Origin of the sequence: Pseudoalteromonas translucida KMM 520, assembly GCF_001465295.1 — a bacterium.
Lineage (GTDB): Bacteria > Pseudomonadota > Gammaproteobacteria > Enterobacterales > Alteromonadaceae > Pseudoalteromonas > Pseudoalteromonas translucida.
This window is the reverse complement of record NZ_CP011034.1, coordinates 1,421,307-1,442,140: the sequence shown is the minus strand read 5'-3', so window position 1 is coordinate 1,442,140 and position 20,834 is coordinate 1,421,307. Positions and strand designations below refer to the sequence as shown.

The following is a 20,834-nucleotide window of genomic DNA, read 5'->3' as shown; positions in this document are numbered from 1 at the left end:
CTATTTTTTTACGGTTATTTCCAGCACTGGTGAAAACTCTGTTTTAAGCATTGATGCTATTTGCAGCTCTGAGCCTGGCGAGCTTTCAAGTACTTTTTTAAGTTCTTCTTTTTGCTCGTCGCCAATGGTACGCATAACCATGTTGTGTGATGCTGCGGTCATTGAGCCGCCACGCGCTACCGAGTCTACAAAGTCGCTGTGGTCTTGCACTGTCATGTTAAATTTAAAGTCGGTGCCTGCGATTGTTAATGTAATTGTTTGTTTCATGGTTATTCCTTAGATTTGGTTAATAGTTTTTCGAGTGTTTCAAATCCGTCTTTAATACGGCTTTCCATACGATCGGTTAATTTTTCAAAGTCGGTTTTAGTGGCGTACGTTTCGGCCACATGGGTTTTGTGGTCGCTTAGCTCTTTGGCTGTTGCTTTGTGGGCGCTAAATAGGCTCACTAACAGCGGCACTAATATGGTTAGCACTAGGCTAATAAATGCAATGGCTACCATTATCCAGTCGGCTACTTCTTTCACTTGGCTACTCCTTTAATTTTTTCTATTGTTCTTAAACTTGCTAGGCCAAGTAATGCGAGCGTTAATTCCATCATTACGTCGGTTGGTAGTTCTGGCGTTCCGGCCTCTGGCATAATCCATTGCAAAATAGGGTTAATTAAAAAGGTAAACAAAAAGCCAAAGCCACATACCCACAGCAAAAATGGGCGTGCACCTGCCACAAACATTGAGCGATGCTGCGCTGATAATGTATTTGCTAAGGCCTGCATTAACATGGGCTTTTGCTTTATTTCTAGTAGGTCGTTGCTTAGCTGCTGGCGCTCTTCGTCTGATGTGAATAACGCATCGCCCGCTTTGCCAATTGCTTCAATTGGGTTTGTACCTAATATTTTAGAAAACCAGCCCATGATCAGTGCTCCTTTACAAATTAACTACGCGGTGTAACCACCCGTAGGTGTATTTTTCTTGGCTTTCGTCATTGGCGGCTATGTCAATTAAAAAGCTAATGCGTTGCCCGCTAACTGCGCGGGTTAATACGTTTAAACCGTCGTTTTTTCGGGCTGCAGCATAGCTATTTAGCGCCTTAATGGTGCGGCTGCCAGTTATGCCATCAACTACCAAGTCGGGGTATAGCGTTTGGCACTTATTAAGTACGTTAAGCGCCTTTTGCAGTGCTTTACCTGCGTTTAACACGCCTGAGTTAACCGCAAAATCGAATAGCTGCTCTGTTAATGCTTCGCTCAATTGGCTTACACCGCTTAGCTTTAGTGGTGCCCAGTAGCGCTGTTCGTGAATTAAAAATGCTGTGTGGTACGGCAAGTCAACCATTGCAGCGCTGTAGCCATAGTTACGGGCTACCGCTTTGGTAATGCCGTACATGGTTTCGCCGCCGCGGTCGGTTGGGTCGTTTACGTAACCGCCTTCGCGCTTTATTAGCTCGCCTATTAACCTAATTTTTAATGCATTCATTTTGCTACTCGCTTAACGATTGGCACGGTACACAACGCTGTACACCTGCAATGGCACGTTGCCGCGCTTTTGGTATTGGGTCGCCGCAATCAATGCAGTCCGTTGCACTGATCACGCGGCTGTTGTTAAGTCCGTTTAGGCGCTGATCAACAAAGTGTTTTTCAGCGCGTTCCTGTGCAAGCACTAGGCGGTCTAGATCATCCATTTACTAACTGCCTTTTTATTGCACTATGTTTTCAATTTCGTCGGGGCGCAGATACGGCACACCGTTAATGTTTACAAAGTCTGGGCTGGTTACATCAAACGGAATTTTAAACAAGCTGGCGCTGCCGCCTTTTTTGTCTATGTCTAAAATGTCGCTTAGTTTAATGCGGCAACCAAAGGCTTCTACTTTCATTTCGTCTTGGCTGGTTTTTGCATAAAACATAATGTCGAATGTTTGCATGCCACGCCATGAACCGGCGCTTTTTGCCGCATTTGATATAAGCGCAAAGTTACTGGCATTTACCGATAGTTCGCCGCTGGCCTATACGTCGCCATCTACTGAGCCGTCGGGTACGCCGCCCGTTTGGCTTACTGCGCTGTTGTCGGTAATGGCCAGTGATGCCGTATCAACTTGAATCATTATGTCGCCCAAGTTCACGTTAAAATTCATTCCTGATAAACGCATGTTTATTGCTCCTGGTTGCTGCTTAAATCAAGCATGATGTTTACGGTAATTTCTTTAGGGCTGTTGTATGGGCGTAGCACCATGTAAATAACTACGCTTTTATTGCTGGTCCATACAATGGTTATATCGCCTTCAACCGGTGGTTTAATTTCGCCGGGGAACTGGGTGCCTAAAATGGTGGTGCTTTTGCTCATGTCACGCAGTGGGCGCATAAAGTACGCTTTGTTTAGCTCAATGCTATTTGGCGTTGAGTTAAGGGCGCGGTTTGCTACACGGCGAATGGCTAGCACGCGCACTTCGCGACTGGCTTTATGCACTGGGCGTAGATGCTCTAGATATTGGTAGTCGCCGCCTGCTGCGTCTAGCGTTTGGGCGTCGCTCCAATAGGTGCCTTCAAAATCGCTATACCATTGCGGTACGCTCATGCGGCTGTTGGCTAGGGTTTCTAGTGTTGCAAGTGTTAGCGGCTCGCCTGTGCTATCAACCGGTGCTGCGCCTAGGCCTAATACACTGCCTGTTGCTACGCGCATTGGGCTGTCGGCAATACTTACGCTGCGGTCGCATAATCGCCCTGCTAATACGCCTACGTTATTACCGTGTAATTGCGGTACGGGTACCACTAAATGCGCGTCAATATCGGCTTGCAATGCAATGGTTGCGGCTTCATACGTTGACCATGTTTGTGTAGCTACATCAATACCTGGTACGGCAACCAATGCCGATACAAAACGGCCTAATGTGGCTTGCAATGATGTTAGTTTGTCGTGCAGGTCGGTTAGGCTGGCGCTGGTGTTTTGCTCGTTGCACACAACAATCATTTCAAAGCTTTGCACTTCGTTGGCGCGGTCAATTGCATCAACAATGGTCTCGGCTTCGGCAAGTGGGTAAGCCGCTGCAGTCCAGTTTTGGCCGCCGTTTAATTGCGCTGCAATAAGCTGATCGCGCAGTGGGCTGTCGGCAAATGTTTTATGTAAATCGGTTTGCGCGCCAACGCTAAACAATTGGCTTTCTTCTTCTACTGAACCAGCACGGCCAACAAACAAAAAGTGTCGTTCAACACCTTGGATGTCGCCTTGCCCTAAATTCAGATTGTTAACTTGCACTTTACCTAGTGACATTGGGTTATCCTCGTTTATTGAGTTGGTTTAAAATTTGTGCCAATTGCGCTTGCACGTTTTGCGGTGTGTCGCCTAAAAACGGGCGTGCTTTTACTGCTATTGGCCAGCTTTTACGGCTTTTTTGGCCGCGTAATTTACTTAAAACTAAGGTGGCTTTACCGTGGTTTAAGTTGGCTGTTATTTCTTTAATTGTGGCGCGGCGGTAGCCTTTGCCTTTTGCTCTGCGTACTTTGTAACCTTCGGCCGATAGCGCTTTGGCTTGGCTGCGTGTACACGGTGCTTTGTAATTTGGTTTGCCATGAATACGTGCCATGCGGTTGGCGGTCATTTGCTCGGTGCCACCTTCTTGGTGCAGTGCAGCTATTCGCCCAGTAAGTGCATTTTTATGTTTTAGCTCTAGGCGTTTACCCGCTTTTACGTAGGGCTCTAATGTTTTACCCATGCGCTTAAGCATTTTGGTTTTTTTGCCACTTTCGCGTGCTGCAAACTTATTGCCCTTTACCGTGGTTTGGGTGCGTACGCGTTGGCGCGCCAGCTTACGTTCGTAGCGGCCAAGCGTTTTTAATAAGCGAATGCGCTTGTTGTTTGGCAATGCTAGTAACTGCAATTGATGCTTTGCACTTAATGCTTGTTTGCTGTTTGGGGTGATCACTAAACTCATGGTTGCCCCTTAATATCTACGTTTACGTCTTCGGCTATGCTGATTGGCGCTAGCGATACGTAATAATTTTCGCCATTAAAAAACACCGGGCCGTTGTCGGCGGGTATTAGTTCTATGTCGTCAATTAGTTGCACGTCGATTAACACGGTGGCGTTGTCCTTGCTCACTACGTCAATGTCTATTTCGGGGTCGTCTAGGCCGTATTCGTCACGCGGCCATTCGCTGTCTATTAAAAAGGCGCTTACCATGGCGAGCAAGTTGTACGGGTTTACGCGCCTATGCGGAAAATTCTCGATAGCAATTACGGCGGTGTGTTTCCATTTAGCAACTGCGTAACCGTCTTGACCACGGTCTTGGTTGTGAATTATTAGCGTGCCGCGCTCTTGCCAGGCGTCTATGTTATTGGCGTGAATTGCGCCCTTTAAGCTGCTGTGCAAAAAGTTGGTTAGCTGCTGCAATTGGGTAATTGTTTGGCTCATAGTAGGTGCACTCCGGCACGGCCAAGGCCAAGCAATAAACGTATGCTGCGGTTAGATTGCGCGAGTATGGCGTCTTGCTGATCAACGTCGTCGGCTTTGTTGTTGCCTGCGTCTTTTTGGTCAACCGATGAAAAGTAGCCCATTAAATCTGAATGCGAACGGGCATACACGGCACCACGGTAAACGCTTTGCTGTGCGGTATTAAAGTTGGGCACGGCGTTAGTTAGGGTGAAAGCAACGTCCGTGTTTTCTTTCATAATGTATTTTAGTAACTGCTGTTGTACTTCGAGCGCGCTGCGGTTGAGCGAGTCGGCTATTACTGTTTCTTCGTAAAATTCGGGTATGCGGCGATGTGCGCGAAACTCGCCGGTGCTTAATGCTGGCCAGCCGCTGGTTTCATCTATTGCAATGCTGCTTTGTGCTGTTGCTTCAAATCCAAATGACATACCGCATACCTTCTACAATTTGGGTTCAGTGCAGTTAGCGTCTTAGTGGTTTTTAACGGTCGCCCGTTAAACACTCGGCTAGTGCACTGGAGGGTTGGGAGTAATGGCTATTACTGGGCGTTTAGCTCGGCAATAGCTCTTAATCTCATGGCTATTTTGTTTCTTACTGTTTTTACTTGTGCGTGTTTATGTAGCTCTGCTGCTTTGGCTAAGTAGCCGTCGGCCTGCTGTAGCCTTTGCACGTCGCCAACCGTTGACGGGCTAATGTCGCCGTTTTTGCTGCGCAGTAACGCAAGGCCCGCAAACTTGTAGTACTTAGCCGTAACTTGCTCAGGTAATTTCCAATGGTTCGCAACATTGCTGAACACTTGGCCAAAATACGGTTCAATACTGCTTCCTTTTTCTGCTTGGGTTTGCGCCCAATCAAAAACAGTGTCGGCAATAAAACCAGGCCACTTGCGGCGTATGCTGTTAGCCATGGGCTGATTGCACTCAATGGCTGTAAAAGCAAACTCAAGGCCACGGCCAAGGTCGTTAATATCAAATAGCCAAACAGTGCAGTAAGCAAAAATCGGGTTGTCATTGGGCTTTCCTTCTTTTATGTTTGCTAAATGCTGCTCAACAATGGGTAACCACTTGGGTAATAGCACGTCGCGTTTATGGGTTATTTTGTCGACGCGGCGCGCAAAACCTTTTAACCGTTTTAAGTCGTCTTCTAATTCAATTAGCTGTAAATGTAGGCTTGGGGCGTACTGCCCTGAACCCGTTACACTTACTTTTTCGAGCTGTTTTTTTGCTTGGTTTTGCTCTTTGAATTGGAGGATTTTGGCGCCGCCGACGGCTTTTTTAGCTCTTTTACCGTTTCGGCCAAGTCGCTATTTGCGTTGTTAATGTCGTCGGCTTGGTAAGCTAGGTCGCTGGCTGCGTCGCTTGCTTGTTCTGCGGCGCTTTTAATGTCGCTGGCGGCACTGCTTGTTTGCTCGGCGCTATTGGCAATAGTTGCGGCGGCGTCGCTTGCATGTTCAATGCTTTCGTTTAGCTCGTCGGTTGCATGTTCAACGTTTGAAACATCGATGTTTTCAATATTGCCTTTATCATCAAGGGTGACGTCTGCAACGGCGGTTTTGTCTTCGCCTGGCGCTGCAGGATCAACACTCATGTTTACATTAAAAAAATGAATGTTTTGGTCAACGTATTGTTGCGCTGTTTCAATGGCTTTTGATTCGTCGCAACCCAGTAGCTGCGCTAGCAATGTAAGCGCCGTTGCAGGCTTTACTTGCTGATCACTTTGCTTGGCTTTTTCTGCTAGCTTGCGTTTTTTAAAATTAGCAATGGCGCTCATGGCTCTATCCTATTTTTAATAATATGGTTTAAATGCTAGGCGGTTAGGCCTAGCAATGCGTTTACCAGTCGCGCTTAAGCTGCTGGCGCGGCGCCAATGTTCATGTTGGCTTCGTCGATTGCGGCATACGCTTCAAACTCTTCAATTGCGTAGCCTTCGTTACGCCAGTACTTGTCTTCATACTGCTTGCGGTCTTCAACGTTTTCAGACTTACGGTGTGATGTGCCGCGCTGTGTATAAATATGCAAGTTGCTTAGCATAGTTACTGCAATGCGTTTGCCCGGGAAGAACGGCGGCGTATATGCACGCATGCCGCCAATGTTTTTATCCATTTGCTGAGCGGCCACACGTTCGCTTGGCTTGTCAGCTTGGTTCATTAGCTTTGTTTGCGCTGTGGCCGTTAAGTCGCTGCCAACCAATACAACTAGGCGCGGGTCGTTACGCAGTGATGGGTGAATAAGCGTATTTTTAAGCTCGGTAACAATGGCATCTAACGTTTTGTATTCACCATCTTTAAGCGCTTCGGTTGCGTCTGGATTAAAGTAAATAGGGTCAGTTACTATTTGTTCTGGCGCTTCTTCTTTAACGATTTGATGCCAGCCTTTGTTTACGTCTTCGCCCAATGGGTTTGCAACTGGGTCTGATGTAGCGGCGATTGATGTACCATTAAAACCAACGCGCAGCATGTCGAGTGCAAAGCGGTGCGTTGCGTTGTCGTTCATTTTTTTCATGAACTCATTTTGGTTGCCGGCATTACCCCATGCAGACAAAAGCGCCCATGGAAGTGCTGAACATGAATCGGTTTCTGTAAGCTGGTATTTAAAGCCGCCAACGCCTTGATCCGATGTAAAACGCCCACCGGCTTTGCGACCTGTCGCGATACCGTAGTTACCTACTTTTACTACTTGGCCACTTAGCTGATCGACTGGCATAGTGCTGATCATGCGCAGGAATTCGACCGACTCTAAAAGCGCGGAACGTAGTTTGGTTTCCATTGGTGCTGTTACTGCAAACTGTTTAGTTACGTCTTCAACACCGAATGTTTTGGCTAGTTGCGTTGAGTATTGTTTTAAAAACCCAGCGGCTATTTGATTTAAGTGCATGCGTTATCTCGCTCTGTTATGCATTAATAAAGGTAAACGTGGTTAAGCGTTTGTTTAAACCAGGCTTACGGTTTCGCCGCCAACTGGGTCGGGCTCTTGGCCGTTTTGCTCTTGGCTAAGGGCGTTAAATTTGGTTTCTATGCCATCTACTTTTTTGCCAAAGCCTTCCATTTTGTCCATTAGCTGGCTAAATTGCTCGGCGGTTACGCCTGTTGCTGGCTCTGGTTTAATTTCTGGCTCTGGTGTTGGCTCTGGCTTAACTTCTGGTTCTTCTGCTGGCTTGCTGAATTTAGTTTCAAGGTCAGTCACCTTGGCATCTAATCCTTCAAACTTGCCCATTAGGGCATCAAACTGTTCTTTGTTCATGGGTTCTTCCTCGGTGGATGGCTCTTGCTGATCGGCTGGCTGCTGATCGCTAGAAAATAAACTAAATAGTTGCGCCATTAAGCTTTGCGCTTTGGCTTGTTTGCTATTTGGGGCAGTTGGTTCGCTATTGGTGGTAATAAAGTCACTGTGTTGTAGCGCTTCAAGTTGGCTATATTCGTGATTTACTTCGTTATCACCAATAGAGAATTTTAAGCGGCTGGTGCCTGAACTGGCTGGCGAGTCGGTAACGGCAAGGCCTTGTAAATAACAGCGCCCTTCGCTTTTGTAGTCGGGGTTTGGCTCAATAGACATAAACAGCTTTTGGCCGTCTTTGTTGGCAGCTAGTAGGTAGTCGTTAGCGGTAATTTTTACAAACAGGCGCAATTTGCCATCTTTTTTAGCGGCTTTTACTTCGTCAACTTGGCCCCAGTTTTTGCCCTCGGTTGGGCCCCAGCTTGAGCGGAAATGTTCTGGCCAAATAAGTGCTGTGTATTCGTCAACTGAATACGATGCGGCCATGTCGTTAATCCATTCTTTTGAAATAATGCGACCGTCTACCGTTGCGCCTTCTGTTGCTGCAATTACCCAACCTGTTTGCTTTGCCATTAGTTTGCCGTGTGCGTTACTGAATATTTAAACGCAGCATAGCCATAAAAAAAGGGCTGTTCACCTAGTTAGCTTTTTGTAAATTCCTATATTGGGGTTTTAGGAAACATGAGTATTTTTAAGCGGTTATAAGCTTGTTGTAAATGAATACACTGTACGCAGTTATCATTTTTATGAGCATATTGTAATACTAAATGGCCTACTCTTCTGAAATTCGTGAAGCCGCTAAGCGGCTTTATTTACGCCACCACACGCCCGACGAAATACGGGCAGAACTGGCGTTACCTAATAACCGTGTAATTTACTATTGGGCCGATAAATACAATTGGCGCGATATGCTGCGCGAGGAAGATGTAGACGAAGCTATTGCGCGGCGCATTTTAATACTTACCGACGTTAGCGACAAAACAGGCAACCAAATAAAAGAGCTAGACATGCTGATAGAAAAGCACGTTAAGCTTAAAAAGCAGCGTGTTGATCAAGCTAAAAAAGCAGCCCAGGCTAACGAGCCACCAAGCACTAATAAAGGCGGTAACAAAAACAATAATAGCGAAGGTGGTAAAAGCAAAGGCCGTAAGCGTAAAAACGATGTTAGCCATTTAACCGAAGAGGACTTTGGTACTTGGTTTGATTCGCTGTTTGAATACCAAAAAACGATGCACGACAACTTGCATCAACGTATTCGTAATATTTTAAAAAGCCGCCAAATTGGGGCTACTTATTATTTTGCGGGTGAAGCGTTTAAAGATGCGGTTTTAACGGGCGACCCACAAATATTTTTATCGGCTAGCCGTTCACAAGCTGAGGTGTTTCGTAGCTATATAATTGCTATTGCACATGAGTTTTTTGAAATAGAGCTAACCGGCAACCCAATTACCCTACACACTAAACATGGTGATGCCGAGCTGCGGTTTTTAAGTACCAATAGCAAAACGGCGCAAAGTTACCACGGCCATGTTTATGTAGATGAGTACTTTTGGATAGGTAAGTTTAACGAGCTAAACAAATTAGCCAGCGCCATGGCCACACATAAAAAGTGGCGTAAAACGTATTTTTCGACCCCTTCTACTAAAGCGCACCCGGCTTATACATTTTGGACTGGTGATCATTGGCGACAAGGCCGCGCTGAGCGCGAAGAAATTGAGTTTCCTACGTTTGTTGAGCTGCAAGATAACGGTAGGCTGTGCCCCGATAAACAATGGCGCTATGTAGTTACCATTGAAGATGCGCTGCGCGGTGGTTGTGAGCTGTTCGACATTGACGAGCTGCGCGACGAATACAACGCCGATGATTTTAATAACCTGTTTATGTGCATATTTGTGGACGATGCCGACAGTATATTTAAATTTAGCGACCTTGAAAAATGTATGGTTGATGCTACCCGCTGGCAGGATCACAAACCCAATGCGGTACAGCCATTTGGTAACCGCGAGGTGTGGCTGGGGTATGACCCTTCGCGCACCCGCGATAATGCCGCATTAGTAGTGGTTGCCCCGCCCGAAAAAGCTGGCGAAAAATTTAGAATACTGGAAAAGCATTATTGGCGCGGTATGAACTTTTCGCACCATGTAAGCGAAATTCAAAAAATATATGCCAAATACCGCGTTACTTATATTGGTGTAGATACCACCGGCATTGGCGCGGGGGTGTTTGACTCTATAAGTACCTTATACCCGCGCGAAGCTACGGCCATACATTACAGCGTAAGCAGCAAAACCCGCTTAGTACTTAAAATGATTGACCTGATTGAAGGCGGCCGTTTGGAGTGGGACGCCCAACATAAAGATATTGCTATGAGCTGCCTTTCAATACGCCGCACCAGTACCGACTCGGGCGGTGCTATAACGTTTAAAGCGAGCCGCGATAACACCATAGGCCATGCAGACGTATTTTTTGCTATTAGCCACGCTGTTATTAACGAACCCCTTAACCATGCACATAAGAGAAAATCACGATGGATAATGCAGAATTAGACCAAACCGCTGAGCAGTTAACAGACCAGCCACACGATCAACCAGATAATAAAAATGCGCCCGTTGTGTTTGGCTTGCCTGAGCAAGTAATGCCAGATATGTGGCTAACCGATTACGACTCGCTTTTTTATAACGATATGGATAATTATTGGGAGCCGCCAGTAGACCGCCATTTATTAGCAAACTTAACACGGCGTAATGCCCAGCACGGCGGCATAGTGCAAAGCCGTGCCAATATGGCGGCTAGCCGTTTTATTAGTGGCGGTATGAGTGCACAGCAAGTACAAGCAGGCTTTTTAAACTTGGTGCAATTTGGTGATGTGGCACTACTTAAAATACGTAATGGCTTTGGGCAAATTGTAAGGTTGTTTCCGCTGCCTAGTTACCGTACTCGTGTTGGTGGTGATGGTGGCGCGGTGGTGCTTGAGCGTAATAGCCAAGTTAAAAAATATAAAAAGCGCGATATTATTTGGGTTCGCCAGTACGACCCAGTGCAGCAAGTGTATGGTTTGGCCGATTACTTAGGGGGCTTACAAGCCACGTTATTAAATGAAGACGCTACGCTATTCCGCCGTAAGTATTTTTTAAACGGTGCGCACATGGGTTTTATTATGTACGCGACTGATCCTAACTTAGACGCTGACGTTGAAGAAGAACTACAGCAAAAAATTTCAGACAGTAAAGGCGTGGGTAACTTTCGCTCGTTGTTTGTAAACATACCCAACGGTAAAGAAAAAGGCTTACAAATAATTCCTGTGGGTAACTTTGAAAGTAAAGACGAGTTTATGAATGTTAAAAACGTATCGGCGCAAGATATATTAAACGCCCACCGTTTTCCGCCGGGCTTGGCGGGTATTATTCCGGCCAACAATGCAGGCCTTGGCGACCCAACTAAATACGACGCCATGTATTTTAAAAACGAGACTAAACCGCTTATTAAATTAATGAGTGATGAAGTAGCAAGGGATCCTGAAATAGGCAGTAAGTTACAGCTAAATTTTGATTTAGAGCCCAGCGCGTAAAGCGTAGTACTGGCTATGCTGCGCATCGTGCGCTTTTATTTTTTCGACTAATTCGGCATAGGTATTTAAGGTTTTTAATGCTCGCGTTAAATTTGGCGCGGGTACGTTATTTAACAGTGCTGCATGGGTTTTGCTTATGCCTTTTACTAGATGATCGCTCGCGGCGGCTTTTATGTCGGCACTTTTAATTTTACACATAGCGAATAACCAATCTAATCGCTCTTGGCTTTGTGACCCTTTATATAAATATTGCATGCTAAAACCCTCAAATTACTTATCACTTAAGTGATAATTAATTTATTTTAGGTATATTGCGGCTATTTGTAAATGCTTATTTGTTATGCACAAATACACTGTATATAATGACAGTGTACTTTATTAACGATTGGTGAATATTATGGCGCGGGTTACTTGTCCGAATTGCGAAGCTAAAGCTACGATTACATCGCGTGAAACGCAAAGTGCGCACGTAGTAAATTTATATTGCTCTTGCACTAATACTCGCGAGTGCGGGGCAACGTTTCGCATTACCCAATCGTTTGATCACTTCTTAAACCCTCCGGTACAAAGCACACAACAATTAGCGGCAGCGCTTATTAAAAATTTACCTCGAGAACAACAGTTAGAGTTAATTGGGCTTTAAGCCATAGTATTTATAAACATCTGATATCTTAGATTCGAGTTTACAACGCATTAATAACACCTTTGAAATGTGTTCTTTATCGCTTTCTATTACATTTACAACATAACGTGAGAAAAAAGGATAAGTGCTAAAAGCCATTTTTAAACGAAGTTCTAGTTCTTCTAGTTTTTTAGGTTCTGATTTTATGTATTCAATTTGAGCTTTATACAAATGAATTATCATACATATTAATAAATTAAGTTCTTCATAGCTATCTTCATAATTACTTTTCAAACCACCTAATTTATTTAAATATCCAGTTTTAGTCTCAAGCTCTTTCCTAATTATGCTTAGTTCATCTATATTTTTTAATATTTTAGTAATGGTTTCATTGTTGATTGCCTCACCATTCCTTATTACCCTTAACGAATAAACCCCATGGTGTAAACAGGAATTCATGCTATTTACTAGTTTAGGAAGTATCTCAAACTCAATTTCTGATTGAATATCTAATAGTCTATTTTTTTTGTGCTGCACTTTACTTCTTTCATATGCAATAAAAGCAATGATCACACCAATAACAGTAAACAAGCCACCTAAGAAACTTGCTATATTATTAAACTTTTCAGCTGACCCATTTGGGTCAATAAAAATAACAATACTACCTGAAATACCAAATATCACAGCCCCCACTAAAATGTAAAACTCCCAATAAGGGGATTTTAAATTATCTAAACATTTATCTAACCACTTAAGCATTCCGTTGAATCCATTTTTAAAATTGCGTATCTATATAACATTCCGGTGTAAATAAAGTCTATGAATTTCAGGCATAAAAAAGGCCGACATCCCATGTCAGCCTTTTTTATGATTTGAAGTTTTTAACTTTAATAGTCACTTTTAAAGATAGTGTTCATAATGTCACCTGCTGTTTTGGTTGTGGTCTGTTAGTTACTGTAAATACGTTGGCGCTAGGTTCTTGCTGATAGCCGGTGCAAATTTCGGTAGCAAATACGCTGTTTTTGTTTTTTCCGCACTGGCCGTATTGGGTTTTAGGCGCGGGCTTATCGAATTTTGTAACAAACGGGCTGTGCTGATCCTCTGCAAAACCTTTTGGGCAAAATGCCTGGCAACTAATACATGCCTTTGGCATGAGTACCTTTGAAATTTGAATAGTCATATTTTCTCCTACGCCATTAAATCCAGTGCCCACCAATCGTTGTCGCTGATTGCTGATGCACTGCCTTGTTTAACCAAATTAACTAGGTCCCAATCGCCAATAGTGACTAGTCCGCGTTCGTTGGTGGTGTTATTAAGTGATTTACGTCCATCGAGCTGCGCGTATTTATAAGCAAGCTCTACAAAATCGCGTGCTTGTTGCCAATGCGCGTCGGTTATGTGCCAGCTAGCTGATTTTTGCGCGAGTGTTTGCGCTCGGTATTCAATATCGAGTTGCTTGTTTTGCTTAAGCTGGGCGTTTTCGTCTAATGTATGTAACTGCCCATCGCGAATTTGATAAATTAGCCCGTTTCTACTGATCCTTTTTCCGCTATTTAGATCACTTACCAGATCATCAAGGTCGGTTTTTGATAAACCCACGGCATCAAGTAACAACTCAGCTCTAGAGCCTGCGGCGATAGGCGTACAGTTATTACCACTAGTCCAAGATAGGTCGGCTGCGCCGACGTTGGTGCTAGCCTTAGCACTGAGTTTTTCGGCTGTGCCCTTGAGCTGTCTTGTCCATTCGATAAGGCGCGTTTTTAAGCTGGTGTCGGCAATTACGTTATGCACGTTTTCTAGCGTGCGCTTAAGCACGGCTTTGTAGTCAGTATTAGTAAGCACGCCCTTAATGCGGCGCACTACTTCGGCGTAGTCGTTGCCTTGCGGGGTTAGCTCGTACATTGATTTAAAGTTAGCAGCGCGGCCAATACACATGCCGCCCTGTAATTTTACGTAGTCTTTCCAGTTGGCAGTGTCGGCAGCGTGGCGAATAGGCTCTATGGTCTCGTCGCTTATTGCTTTGCCTTTTGGCAGGCGGCGCAATTCACGATACACGGTAACGCTTGGTGAACCTTGAAATTGAAACTGGCGAATATTCCACGTACTAGCCCAGGCTAAAACGGGGTTAGCTTGCTCTTGCAGGTTTTCGCCTGTTTCAGCATCTTCATGATCGCCCAGCATGTAGCCATCAATATTTTTACTAATGTATTTAGCAATGTAGCTGGCCGCACTGCCCTTGCTTTTATCCATTGTTATGGCGTCAAAGCGTGGGCTAAATGTACGATAAAACTTACTAGGCGCTTTGGCTTTTTTGCCTTGGCTTTTTTTAAGGCCCCACTCGCGGCGCTTTTGTTTGTAGGTTTTAAACAGCTCGCTTTTTTTAGTGCCTGCACGATAGCTCACGCACTTTTCAACGGTTTTAACGTGTACGCCATGGGTGTTTATATCTACCCATTCGGTAACTACTTTGGCGCGAGTTGCTACTGGGCCGTAGTAATCGTAAAGCTCTGTTTTGTCTTCTTGAATAAAGTACCAACGCAAAATAGCGTTTACTTCTTGCAGTTTGTTTTTTGGCATAAATAACATCATGTGCCAATGCGGGCAGCCGTCGGCATGTGGTTCTACAACACGCACGCCAAAATACTTAAGGCCACGGCGGTTTAATTTAGAGCGAGCACGCGCCCATGTTTGGGTTAAATAGTTTTGCGCGTCTTTTGGGGTTTCGCCGCTCCACTTGCTTGAGTTGGCATGAAAACGCGACGGGCACGTAATAGTGTAAAAAACACCTACGTAACCCATTTCGTCGGCTAGCTCTTCGGTTTCGCGTATACGTAGCATTAATTCGTTACGGCGGTTGGCTGGGTTTGCCATGCCGCTTTTAACCGCCTCAATTAAACTTATTACGTCGCCATCGCTGCTTTGTAATTCCATCATTTCTAAAAACTGGCGGCCGCTGGCTTGGGCAAAGTTAAACTCACGCTGCGCTTGTTTTGACGAGTACGGGCTAATGCCTTTACGTTTAAACTTTTTGCTTTTTTTGTCGTGGTATAGGTCTTTGCCCACTTGGCCGGTGGCAATTTCTAGCAATTCTAAAAACTGGCGGCGTAGGGTTTTTAATTGGCGCGCCCACCACTTGTCGCACTGCATTTTAAGTAGTGCAATTTCGTAGCATTCAGTTGGTAAGCTTTCTTCGCGCATAGCGTAAAAGGGTACGTTAGCACCCACAGCTTTAGCGTGATCAGCTATTGCATCGTAGGTTAACGATACTATTTTTTCATAAGGTAGGTGCTGGTGCTCTTCGCTTACATCAAGCGCAATTTGCAGGCATTCAATAGCCAGCGTATTTGCATGCTTTTTGGTTTTTTCAATACTGCTTAAAATATGCCATGGCAATGGCATATTTTGAGTAATACTAAACAACACGCCAAAGCGTGGCTTTAAACGACCAATAACACGGCGCAACCATGTATTAGCGCGGTATTCGCTACCCGCCTTTTTTTGGTTATAACGGTCAATATATTTGCGGGCCATTCTGCTTTGCAGCGGAACAGGCACAGCCTGCAGGCCGCGCGCTAAAAAGTTACGGTTATCAATATCGCTAATAGACGTAATTAAGCCCTCGGCTACGCTAGATAGTCTAAGGGCTTTTAGGTCAATTGGTTTCGGGTTAGCCACGGCTTACAGCTCTATTTCCAATGGTTCGCCACCAATTTGGGCGGCATTTAATGCAATGCTCATTTGGCTGTAAACGCCTTCAAAATTAACGTCGTCATCTGCAATCATTTTCACTATCGGCAACAGGTCGGTTAACGTGTCTTCGCACTGCATTAGCATGCCAATGGTGCTGCGCTTGTTTAAATTGCGAATTGCAAAATTAACTTGCTCAATAGCGTGTAAAACAATGCTAAGTAGTAATTGCTTATTTTTAGAGTGATCTTGGTCTTTGATAGTGGTCATTTTTTTAGTGTCCTTGGGGGTTAAAATGGAATGTCGTTTAAAAATTCGGTTAGGTCTGGCTCGTCAGGGCTTATCGGGTCGATGTTGTGGTATGCATCTAAAAGCCTCACATCGTTATCAAGCTGAATATCGAACTCAGCCATTGAGTAGGCGTACCAGCTGTTTGAGCTATAACGACCAAGCGCATTTATGCGCTTTGCAATTTTCGGCGCGTACTTTTTTAAGTCGCATAATGCATTTACCGCTTTTTGAAAATCACACTTTGCTATATCGCGCTCTTTTCTGTGTGCGTTGTAATAGCCAAGTGCCGCTTTTGCTTTTGGGTGTAGTTTCATTACTTCACTACTCCAAGCGCTGAGAATATGGCGCGGAACTCGTCTGTTCTATCGCCAAGGTAAGTAATAAAACAGCCTTTTGGTGCGCCCTTTTTTACGTTGCCTTGCGCATCGTTAAAGTGTGTTCTGCCATCAATAAAGCAGCTTAAACCTGCTTTTAATAACTTTTGGCACCATGCTTCTGAGCTATTAACAAAGGTGATGTTCATTGCTTCTTTAAAGTTACCTTGCGCATATTGGTCTAGGTAATAGTCAATCCAATCGCCGTTGCTTGCTATGCCTTCGGTAATGCAGTGGCCGCGATATTTACTATAACTAGGGTCGTTACACACTTTTTTAACGCACTTTGGCTTGCAGGCTATTTCACCTTTATTGAATGGGTGATTTAACCAAACCCTGTTTGCTATCCAATTTCGTGTTAATGCATCGTCTTTTTCGGTTAAGTAACACGTTGCTTTTACTGACTCGTTAGCCACCGCGCAACTTGCTGGGTCTAAATCAATAACCGGAAACATTTGGTGCACATACTGCAAAACTTTAGCGGGCGTGTAGAACTCAACATTGCCACTGTCTTGGTTTATTAGCTGGTCGGGAGTCATGATCAGCCCTTAGTAATGGTTAAATGTGAATAATTGGTATTGGCAGGCTCAACCGGTGCATGCTGCACAAACTTAGCGGGGGCCATGGCGTTAGCGTCGGTAAATGCTTTTACTAATTGCTCCATTTGCAAAATGGCCTTGTGTATTTTTAAGCGGGTTTCTGCATCAAAATTAGCAAAGCCACTTTCTAAATGGTGGCGCTTTAAACCTGCTGCAAAACATACCAATGTGCGCTCTTGTGGGCTTAATACTTTGTTGTAAACGTATTCTGGCGTGTGGCGCTCGCTGCCCATTAATGCTTTTATTTCGGCTAAGCCTTTTGGTATGTGGCGGCCAGTTACTGCTTTTAGTGGCGCTTGGCTTGGGTAGTTAATAGCTGTGTTTGCCATGTTAATTAACTCCTTGCTGACTGCGTGTTGCTGCATTTAGGTAATTAGTTGCTTGTGTTTTTAACCAGAAAACTGCTTTTTGTATTGTTTGGTACTCGTCGCCATTGCAATAAACCGGTAAGTCAAAATCACCAACACGCGCTTGAAATACTGGGTCAAAACCAAACACCGCTTTGCGGGTGGTAATTTTGCAGCTCAATAAATAGCGGCATTGCTCTGCTAATGTTTTAAAGCTGCTTAACGTTTCACGACTAAATACTTGGTATGTGCTCATTGCCCTGCTCCTAGTTATTCACGTTTTGTTGGTACTTGGTTCTAAATGCTATTAGCTCGTTTATGCGGTAGTAGTTGCTTTTGCCAAATTGCACCGGCTTTGGAAACCCAGCCATTTTATTGAGTTTCCAAAACTTGGCGTGGGCACAGCCTAAAACTTCCATGGCTTCTGCACTGTTTACTAAGCGGTCTTTTTGCTCTTCAAGCTCAGCGCGCAATTGGTTGTTTTCTTGTAGTAGTGCAAACAACATTGCTTTTGCGTCTGGGTGAATATCGAGCATAATTATTTGCTGTTCATTGCTCATGCTGCGCTCTCCTTGTCGGTTTTTACGTGGTCGGCTAGTAGCTCATCTATTGTTACTTGGCCGTTTGTTAGTTCTGAAATACGGGTAATGTATTTCGCTGGGGCTTGGCCGTACTTATTCATCCAATCCCACACAGAAGCTTGTTTTACACCTAGGGCGTTGCCTAACTTGGTTTGCCCGCCATAGATTTTTACAGCTTTAGCGATGTTATTCATAATTCAACGCCTTTATTACAGTTTGTAGCTGTATTAAATACAGTTGCAGCGTGGTTGTCAATACCTGTTTTAGCTGTAAAATAGTTATAAGCTGTAATTTGACTGTATTTATTTAACTTAATTAACTGTTTTTGATAAGAAGGGACTACTTATGAGCATTGGAAAAAGAGTAAAAGAAAGAAGAAAAGAACTAGATTTAACTCAAGTTAAGCTTTCAGAAATGATTGGGATAGCTCAGCAATCACTCCAAAGGATTGAAGATGGAACAACTAAAACTACTAAAAAAATAAATGAACTAGCAAAAGCGTTACAGTGCACTCCTGAATTTTTGCAATTTGGTGTAATTGAAAACATAAATAGTAACGTTTCGCCAGGACCAGCAATTAAGGCAACTGCCCCGCTTATAAGCTGGGTACAAGCAGGTGCATGGTCTGAAATTAGCGAAATTAAAGCCTATGATGCCGAACGCTTTATGTGCCCAGTTAATTGCAGTGATCTAACGTTTGTATTGAAAGTGCAAGGCGTGAGCATGGAGCCTAAATTTTATGAGGGCGATTTAATTTTTGTGGACCCTGAAGCCGAGTGCATACACGGTTCGTACGTAGTAGCGCGTTTAGATGACAACAACGAAGCCACCTTTAAACAGCTTATAATTGAAAGCGGCCAAAAGTTTTTAAAAGCAGCTAACCCTAACTGGCCAGAACAACTAATAGCAATAAACGGCAACTGTACGTTGGTAGGTAAAATAATATTTGCAGGTAAGTCGTTTTAGTTTGCTAAATTGCAGGCACAAAAAAGCCCGCTAAGTGCGGGCTGTTTGTTTGGTGTTTATTTATATCCATCCATTAAGAACTAGTAGCGTAACAGCTCCTTCTTTAATGGCTGGGTTAGCGCCTGTTTCTGATGGGCTGCCATCAAAAGCTTTATCTAATTCTTTTGCTAGGCCATTAGCAAATGGCTTTATGTCGTCAACGCTTTTAATTTTATTGCTGATTTTTGGCTTTAATTTACCATCTTTCCATACTGTATAAATTATATCTGCGCTTGCTGATAGCTTTTGTGAGTCGGTTGCTTTGTGCCAATCAGATGCTTTTTTTGATACTAGCTCTGTTGCGCTACTGTCATACCAGCTTGGTAATGCTACTTGTTCATTGTTGCTACTTCCATTACCCATGATAGCTGCAATTATAAGCAACACAACGCCACCGATGATACTGGATTTTGGCGTTAGCTCTTTATATTCTTTGCCTTTTTTTTCTGCGCTTTCTTTGCTGTTTTTATTTATTTTATTTAACAACGGCGGTATTAAAAAACCAATTGCTAGCACACAAACGAACCCGGCTAAAAACTCGCCTTTGTCGAAGTACATACCCACAAAGCCAATTGCTACAATACCTAATACCCAACCAATAATTTTTAACATGCCTAATCCTTTTATTTTCCATAATATTGCAAACTTATATACTAAGTTACCGTTAAGGTTAAAACAAGGTTGGGCCGTTTGGCCCGAGGTGACATTTATACCGGCACAAAAAAGCCCGCTTGGCGGGCTATATTAATTAACTAAGGTATTGGCAAACTTGTGCATCTCTAACCTTTGCTTACTAAACCATTCATCTACTTTAGAGGGCTCGTTCTTGATAGCCTTAATTAGCTCTAGACCTTGAGACATACTTAAAGATTCTGTAGAAGCATTACTTTGATTTTGATTTTGTTTTTTAACATTATTTTTTTCTTTCATAAATCTACCCATCCTTATTCTGCATCATTTTCAATCAACACATTGTGACTTAAAAATGTTTCTACTGATGATAAGTATATGGCAAGGTGCTTAGAAATAATAGTAAGAAAGCGCAAATCTCTTTCTTTTATGAATTGCTCCGGTTTAGCACTCGTTAGAACTAATACTCCTAACGGCTTCATATCATTTTCAAGCATTTCTCCATTATCATCACATCTAAGTATAGGTATTGATATAAAACTTCTATAATTAGAACCATCGCTACTCGTATAGCTTGGGTTAAGCTCACTACTCATTGTGATATCAGGACAAAACTTTGCCTCTTTGTGTAAAAATGCTAGCCCAACATGTCCATGCCCTGGTTTCCAATTTCTATTCCTTTGAGGTAAGCGGCTATCACAATCCCTCCAAACAATACCTAAATCATCATCGTCAGCATCATAAAAATATAAAGCCACATTATACTTCCCTTCAGATTTGAAGCCAAATAACGACTCTCGTTCAATAATAAGTGGTTGCAATATTGGACTTAATGAGGTTGTTACTTTATTCCAAAAATCATCTTCTGTGACATTTTTATCATCAATTTCCATTTTCTTTAAGTCACCTATTGCTATATCTGTAGCATGCGCAGATAAGTAAAGGCTTGATATTTGATTGCTATATAAATCAGTTATCCTCCTAAGACCTAATTTATTTTGTGCTAACTCACTTCTTAATTTTCCAACTTCTTGATCTTTTTGATGCTTCATGTCTACGATTTCAGCATATAAAGACTCTTTTTTACTATATTCATGGCTTATATATGATAGAAAAATATGTACTATTATAAAACCAACTATGACTATACAAATAAGTGCGATTACTAAACCGCCTAAATCATCTTTTTTATCAGAAGTGAAATAAGTAGCTGCAACACCTATTATGATAGGTGCTATTAAAGTAAACCAAACCTGAGAAAATGTGACTGTTCTCTCAACTATTTTCTCGGTAATGTTATTATTTTTTTTTGCGGCTGCAGACAGTCTATCTAATTGCTCTTCACTCGACGACACTTTAATCCCTTAATATATCAACACATTGTTAAATGTTTTAGTTATCTATTTATAATTAATAATATGGATATACCACAGTTTGCTA

At 43.4% G+C, this 20,834-nt stretch carries 31 protein-coding genes and 1 pseudogene; 4 read left to right on the top strand and 28 right to left on the bottom strand.

All coding sequences use genetic code 11. The annotated features are described in order from the left end of the window. From PTRA_RS06870 to PTRA_RS06805, 14 genes and pseudogenes are all read right to left on the bottom strand, one after another. A complete protein-coding gene (locus PTRA_RS06870) occupies positions 1-267 on the bottom strand; it encodes a putative phage tail assembly chaperone (protein ID WP_058373197.1) in 267 nt (88 codons plus the stop codon). Between the two features lie 2 nt (positions 268-269). Continuing rightward, positions 270-524, bottom strand: coding sequence for a hypothetical protein (locus tag PTRA_RS06865; RefSeq protein ID WP_058373196.1), 255 nt, complete (start codon positions 522-524; stop codon positions 270-272). Further along, the gene (locus tag PTRA_RS06860) at positions 521-910 is read right to left on the bottom strand and encodes a 3TM-type holin (RefSeq protein ID WP_058373195.1); all 390 of its coding nucleotides are present in this window, start codon (positions 908-910) and stop codon (positions 521-523) included. Before PTRA_RS06860 ends, PTRA_RS06865 begins: the two co-directional genes overlap by 4 nt. A gap of 13 nt (positions 911-923) precedes the next feature. Continuing rightward, the gene (locus PTRA_RS06855) at positions 924-1,472 is read right to left on the bottom strand and encodes a glycoside hydrolase family 108 protein (RefSeq protein WP_058373194.1); all 549 of its coding nucleotides are present in this window, start codon (positions 1,470-1,472) and stop codon (positions 924-926) included. Between the two features lie 4 nt (positions 1,473-1,476). Then, a complete protein-coding gene (locus PTRA_RS06850; protein ID WP_058373193.1) occupies positions 1,477-1,677 on the bottom strand; it encodes a TraR/DksA C4-type zinc finger protein in 201 nt (66 codons plus the stop codon). Positions 1,678-1,692: 15 nt separating this feature from the next. Further along, positions 1,693-2,127: pseudogene (locus PTRA_RS06845) on the bottom strand (phage protein). Positions 2,128-2,144: 17 nt separating this feature from the next. Continuing rightward, the gene (locus PTRA_RS06840; protein WP_058373192.1) at positions 2,145-3,260 is read right to left on the bottom strand and encodes a DUF2586 domain-containing protein; all 1,116 of its coding nucleotides are present in this window, start codon (positions 3,258-3,260) and stop codon (positions 2,145-2,147) included. A 4-nt stretch (positions 3,261-3,264) separates the two neighbouring features. Then, on the bottom strand, positions 3,265-3,921 hold the full coding sequence (locus PTRA_RS06835) for a hypothetical protein (protein WP_058373191.1): 657 nt from the start codon (positions 3,919-3,921) through the stop codon (positions 3,265-3,267). Then, positions 3,918-4,400 (bottom strand): phage tail protein, encoded by a 483-nt coding sequence (locus PTRA_RS06830; protein ID WP_058373190.1) that lies wholly within the window; start codon positions 4,398-4,400, stop codon positions 3,918-3,920. Before PTRA_RS06830 ends, PTRA_RS06835 begins: the two co-directional genes overlap by 4 nt. Next, positions 4,397-4,846, bottom strand: coding sequence for a head completion/stabilization protein (locus PTRA_RS06825; RefSeq protein ID WP_058373189.1), 450 nt, complete (start codon positions 4,844-4,846; stop codon positions 4,397-4,399). The genes PTRA_RS06830 and PTRA_RS06825 overlap by 4 nt, the downstream gene beginning before the upstream one ends. A 110-nt stretch (positions 4,847-4,956) precedes the next feature. Continuing rightward, a complete protein-coding gene (gene gpM, locus PTRA_RS18880; protein WP_083497504.1) occupies positions 4,957-5,571 on the bottom strand; it encodes a phage terminase small subunit in 615 nt (204 codons plus the stop codon). 47 nt (positions 5,572-5,618) lie between these two features. Next, positions 5,619-6,188, bottom strand: coding sequence for a hypothetical protein (locus PTRA_RS06815; protein ID WP_058373188.1), 570 nt, complete (start codon positions 6,186-6,188; stop codon positions 5,619-5,621). Between the two features lie 74 nt (positions 6,189-6,262). Beyond that, a complete protein-coding gene (locus tag PTRA_RS06810; RefSeq protein ID WP_058373187.1) occupies positions 6,263-7,291 on the bottom strand; it encodes a phage major capsid protein, P2 family in 1,029 nt (342 codons plus the stop codon). A gap of 54 nt (positions 7,292-7,345) precedes the next feature. Next, entirely contained in the window at positions 7,346-8,263 is a 918-nt protein-coding gene (locus PTRA_RS06805) for a GPO family capsid scaffolding protein (protein ID WP_058373186.1), read from the bottom strand. A 194-nt stretch (positions 8,264-8,457) separates the two neighbouring features. On the opposite strand from PTRA_RS06805, the gene PTRA_RS06800 reads away from it, so the two are divergent. Next, positions 8,458-10,236, top strand: coding sequence for a terminase large subunit domain-containing protein (locus PTRA_RS06800; RefSeq protein WP_058373185.1), 1,779 nt, complete (start codon positions 8,458-8,460; stop codon positions 10,234-10,236). Further along, a complete protein-coding gene (locus PTRA_RS06795) occupies positions 10,218-11,258 on the top strand; it encodes a phage portal protein (protein WP_058373184.1) in 1,041 nt (346 codons plus the stop codon). The genes PTRA_RS06800 and PTRA_RS06795 overlap by 19 nt, the downstream gene beginning before the upstream one ends. Here PTRA_RS06795 and PTRA_RS06790 read toward each other — a convergent pair. Beyond that, positions 11,241-11,513, bottom strand: a complete 273-nt coding sequence (locus PTRA_RS06790; RefSeq protein WP_058373183.1) for a hypothetical protein — start codon at positions 11,511-11,513, stop codon at positions 11,241-11,243. The genes PTRA_RS06795 and PTRA_RS06790 overlap by 18 nt on opposite strands. A 142-nt stretch (positions 11,514-11,655) precedes the next feature. Between PTRA_RS06790 and PTRA_RS06785 the strand changes: the two genes are divergently transcribed. Next, positions 11,656-11,901, top strand: a complete 246-nt coding sequence (locus tag PTRA_RS06785; RefSeq protein ID WP_058373182.1) for an ogr/Delta-like zinc finger family protein — start codon at positions 11,656-11,658, stop codon at positions 11,899-11,901. On the opposite strand, the gene PTRA_RS06780 is transcribed toward PTRA_RS06785, so the two are convergent. From PTRA_RS06780 to PTRA_RS06735, 10 genes are all read right to left on the bottom strand, one after another. Next, positions 11,887-12,639, bottom strand: a complete 753-nt coding sequence (locus PTRA_RS06780; protein ID WP_058373181.1) for a hypothetical protein — start codon at positions 12,637-12,639, stop codon at positions 11,887-11,889. The genes PTRA_RS06785 and PTRA_RS06780 overlap by 15 nt on opposite strands. 154 nt (positions 12,640-12,793) lie before the next feature. Beyond that, positions 12,794-13,060, bottom strand: coding sequence for a hypothetical protein (locus tag PTRA_RS06775; RefSeq protein ID WP_058373180.1), 267 nt, complete (start codon positions 13,058-13,060; stop codon positions 12,794-12,796). 8 nt (positions 13,061-13,068) lie between these two features. Next, complete coding sequence (locus PTRA_RS06770) at positions 13,069-15,555, bottom strand: replication endonuclease (RefSeq protein WP_058373179.1); 2,487 nt, start codon at positions 15,553-15,555, stop codon at positions 13,069-13,071. A gap of 3 nt (positions 15,556-15,558) precedes the next feature. Then, a complete protein-coding gene (locus PTRA_RS06765; RefSeq protein WP_058373178.1) occupies positions 15,559-15,837 on the bottom strand; it encodes a hypothetical protein in 279 nt (92 codons plus the stop codon). Between the two features lie 20 nt (positions 15,838-15,857). Beyond that, positions 15,858-16,172 carry a hypothetical protein gene (locus PTRA_RS06760; RefSeq protein ID WP_058373177.1) on the bottom strand — a complete coding sequence of 105 codons (315 nt, stop codon included), beginning with the start codon at positions 16,170-16,172 and terminating at the stop codon, positions 15,858-15,860. Beyond that, positions 16,172-16,771, bottom strand: a complete 600-nt coding sequence (locus tag PTRA_RS06755; RefSeq protein WP_058373176.1) for a DNA N-6-adenine-methyltransferase — start codon at positions 16,769-16,771, stop codon at positions 16,172-16,174. Before PTRA_RS06755 ends, PTRA_RS06760 begins: the two co-directional genes overlap by 1 nt. Before the next feature lie 2 nt (positions 16,772-16,773). Beyond that, positions 16,774-17,160 (bottom strand): hypothetical protein, encoded by a 387-nt coding sequence (locus PTRA_RS06750; protein ID WP_058373175.1) that lies wholly within the window; start codon positions 17,158-17,160, stop codon positions 16,774-16,776. 1 nt (position 17,161) lies between these two features. Beyond that, complete coding sequence (locus PTRA_RS06745) at positions 17,162-17,434, bottom strand: hypothetical protein (protein WP_058373174.1); 273 nt, start codon at positions 17,432-17,434, stop codon at positions 17,162-17,164. Positions 17,435-17,444: 10 nt separating this feature from the next. Beyond that, positions 17,445-17,738 (bottom strand): helix-turn-helix transcriptional regulator, encoded by a 294-nt coding sequence (locus PTRA_RS06740; protein ID WP_058373173.1) that lies wholly within the window; start codon positions 17,736-17,738, stop codon positions 17,445-17,447. Next, positions 17,735-17,953, bottom strand: coding sequence for a YdaS family helix-turn-helix protein (locus PTRA_RS06735; RefSeq protein WP_058373172.1), 219 nt, complete (start codon positions 17,951-17,953; stop codon positions 17,735-17,737). Before PTRA_RS06735 ends, PTRA_RS06740 begins: the two co-directional genes overlap by 4 nt. 151 nt (positions 17,954-18,104) lie before the next feature. On the opposite strand from PTRA_RS06735, the gene PTRA_RS06730 reads away from it, so the two are divergent. Next, positions 18,105-18,725 carry a LexA family protein gene (locus PTRA_RS06730; RefSeq protein WP_083497503.1) on the top strand — a complete coding sequence of 207 codons (621 nt, stop codon included), beginning with the start codon at positions 18,105-18,107 and terminating at the stop codon, positions 18,723-18,725. 60 nt (positions 18,726-18,785) lie between these two features. On the opposite strand, the gene PTRA_RS06725 is transcribed toward PTRA_RS06730, so the two are convergent. The 3 genes from PTRA_RS06725 to PTRA_RS06715 form a co-directional block, all read right to left on the bottom strand. Further along, the gene (locus tag PTRA_RS06725) at positions 18,786-19,376 is read right to left on the bottom strand and encodes a hypothetical protein (RefSeq protein ID WP_058373171.1); all 591 of its coding nucleotides are present in this window, start codon (positions 19,374-19,376) and stop codon (positions 18,786-18,788) included. Positions 19,377-19,508: 132 nt separating this feature from the next. Then, entirely contained in the window at positions 19,509-19,694 is a 186-nt protein-coding gene (locus PTRA_RS06720) for a hypothetical protein (protein ID WP_058373170.1), read from the bottom strand. A 14-nt stretch (positions 19,695-19,708) separates the two neighbouring features. Beyond that, the gene (locus tag PTRA_RS06715) at positions 19,709-20,749 is read right to left on the bottom strand and encodes a GAF domain-containing protein (protein WP_058373169.1); all 1,041 of its coding nucleotides are present in this window, start codon (positions 20,747-20,749) and stop codon (positions 19,709-19,711) included. Between the last annotated feature and the right edge of the window lie 85 nt (positions 20,750-20,834).